2 protein-coding genes are annotated in these 1,748 nt (G+C 63.7%); both read right to left on the reverse strand.

What is annotated here, in order from left to right:
- Nucleotides 1–74 precede the first annotated feature (74 nt).
- Complete coding sequence (locus EOD15_RS33795; RefSeq protein WP_127268481.1) at nt 75–926, reverse strand: ABC transporter permease; 852 nt, start codon at nt 924–926, stop codon at nt 75–77.
- A complete protein-coding gene (locus tag EOD15_RS33800) occupies nt 913–1,740 on the reverse strand; it encodes an ABC transporter ATP-binding protein (protein WP_127331436.1) in 828 nt (275 codons plus the stop codon). Before EOD15_RS33800 ends, EOD15_RS33795 begins: the two co-directional genes overlap by 14 nt.
- Nucleotides 1,741–1,748: the final 8 nt, after the last annotated feature.

Below are 1,748 nucleotides of genomic sequence, written 5' to 3' on the forward strand. Positions count from 1 at the left end.
GCCAATCTCCCCCCTTGAGGGGGAGATGTCCGGCAGGACAGAGGGGGGCGCTTCGCGCCAACCTTTCAGTCATCCTAGCGCTCCTGCTTCAGTGCGCTTTCGTGCCAGCGCCGCAAAATGAGATGCGAAATCAGCGACAGCACGAGGAAGATCAAAATGCCGGTCAGCGAGATCAGGAACAGCGCCGCGAACAGCCGCGGCGCGTTGAGCCGGTAGCCGGCCTCGATGATGCGTGAGGCAAGACCGGACGACTGGCCGGTGGTGCCGGCCACGAACTCGGCCACCACGGCGCCGATCAGCGACAGGCCTCCGGCGATCTTCAGCCCGCCGAGGAAATAAGGCATCGCGGCCGGCAGCCTGAGATAGCGCAATTGCTGCCAGCGCGTCGCGCCGTTGAGCTTGAACATGTCGCGCAGATTGCGGTCGACGGAGTTGAGGCCAAGCGTGGTGTTGGACAGGATCGGAAAGAAGGCGACGATCCAGGCGCACAGCAGAAGTTTGGTTGTCTGGTCGTTCACATAGATATTGATCAGCGGAAAGATCGCCACGATCGGCGTCACCTGCAGCACGATGGCGAAGGGGAAGAACGACATCTCCACCCATTTCGATTGTGCGAACAGCACCGCCAGCCCGACCCCGCCGATGACCGCCAGAGCCAGGCTGAGGAAGGTGATGCGCAAGGTCACCAGCAGCGAGGAAAACAGCAAGCCGGCATCGTTGTAGAGTGTCCACAGAACCACGCCCGGGCGCGGCAGGATGTATTGCGGAATCTCGTTCCAGACGCAGATGCGATCCCACAGCCAGATCGCCAAGATCATGATCGCCAGCGGCAGCACCCATCGGCCAATCCGCTCGAACCGCGCCTGGCGCACGCGGCGCGCCTCCTCGGGGTCGAGTTCGAGCGCCCGCTCGTCAATGGCCGTCATGATGCGCGCCTGCTGTTGAATTGATGGCCTTGACCAACACATCGGAAGCCTGACGGCACAGTGCCGCATAGTCGGGCGAGGTGCGAAACGCCTCATCGCGCGGATAGGAGGCCTCGATGGCAAGTTCGTCGAACACCCGGCCCGGCCGCGCCGCCATGACAACGACGCGGTTGGACAGGAACACGCTTTCAAAGACGCTGTGGGTGACGAAGACGACGGTGAAGCGTTCGTCCTGCCACAGTTCCAGGAGATCATTGTTGAGCTTGAAGCGGGTGATCTCGTCGAGTGCCGCGAACGGTTCGTCCATCAGCAGCACGCGCGGTTTGGTCACCATGGCGCGTGCGATCGAGACGCGCATCTTCATGCCGCCGGACAATTCGCGCGGCACCGCGTCTTCGAAACCGGTCAGGTGAACCCGCGCCAGCATTTCCGTCACCGCAGGTGCCGCCTTGGCACGGGAAATACCTTTCAGCCGCAGCGGCAGCCAGACATTGTCGAAGACGTTGGCCCAGGGCAGCAGCGTCGGCTCCTGGAAGACGAAGCCGATGTTCGAGCGGTCAGCTGAGCCGCCGCCGCGCCAGTCGAGCACGCCGGAGGTCGGCGTCGACAGGCCGGCGATCAGCCGCAGCGCCGTCGACTTGCCGCAACCCGACGGCCCGAGCAGGCTGAGGAAATCGCCTTCCCTGATGGTCAGGTCGACATCGTTGAGCGCCGTCACGCCGTTGGAGAAAACCTTGCCGACGCCACGCAGCGCCAGAAGCGTCGGGGCCGCACCCGATGCAGCCGGCGCTTGCGCCACCTTTTCCCTTATCAGACCGGGAC

The organism is Mesorhizobium sp. M7A.T.Ca.US.000.02.2.1 (assembly GCF_003996995.1).
In the GTDB taxonomy this organism is placed as follows: Bacteria; Pseudomonadota; Alphaproteobacteria; order Rhizobiales; family Rhizobiaceae; genus Mesorhizobium.